This is a genomic window from Acinetobacter sp. UBA3025, assembly GCF_002367915.1.
Classification (GTDB): domain Bacteria; phylum Pseudomonadota; class Gammaproteobacteria; order Pseudomonadales; family Moraxellaceae; genus Acinetobacter.
In genome coordinates, this window is sequence record NZ_DFDO01000238.1 from 1 (window position 1) to 723 (window position 723).

Consider the following 723-nt stretch of genomic DNA (forward strand, 5'->3'; position numbering starts at 1 on the left):
ACCAATGAAACTGGTTTATTTCATCCGACAATATTAATGCTTTCATACCATTCTCCTTTGGCTAAAAAAGGGCCATTAAGAATATTATGAGCTATTTTTTGTAAATAGAAAGTCTATATTTATTCACATTTTACGATAATTGTAATAGATAAATATGGGAATAATTCTTATTATAACTATCAAATCATCAATATTATAACAATATTATTAAATTCATCTACTTATATTATATTTTATGATTGAGAGTTATTATCACTTCACCCAATATTGAAACAACCAATCAAGTGAAGTGATATATTCAATAACCTACTAATTTATAATAATTATCAGTTAAGGTTGGTAATAAATATCAGCATCAGTTCCTTCGCCACCTGCCTGTCCATCGGCACCAAAAGAGTACAAATCAAAAGCACGACCATTGGTTCCTGGAGTCACATATTGCAGGTCATTATCCCAGCTGTCTTTCGGATAACCCCCTTTCACATAGCCACCTGGCAGCCAGTTCTTCGCTGTTGCCGGCTGATTTACCAGTGCATCCAGGCCACCTTCCTGCATGCTTGGATATTTGCCATTGTCCAGCTTATATTGATCCAGTGAACCCGCAATACTCTGCAATTTGATGACTGTGGTATCCACTTTAGCCTTTTCACCGCGTCCCATTACATTTGGAACAATCAGCGCTGCAAGCACACCGAGAATAACAATTACCACCATTACTTCAAT

General features: G+C 36.1%; 1 protein-coding gene. It reads right to left on the reverse strand.

Features of this window, described 5'->3' with window-relative positions; translation table 11 throughout:
• Positions 1-330 precede the first annotated feature (330 nt).
• The coding region (gene gspG, locus B4J23_RS10075; RefSeq protein WP_291360392.1) for a type II secretion system major pseudopilin GspG at positions 331-723 on the reverse strand (393 nt) is incomplete at its 5' end.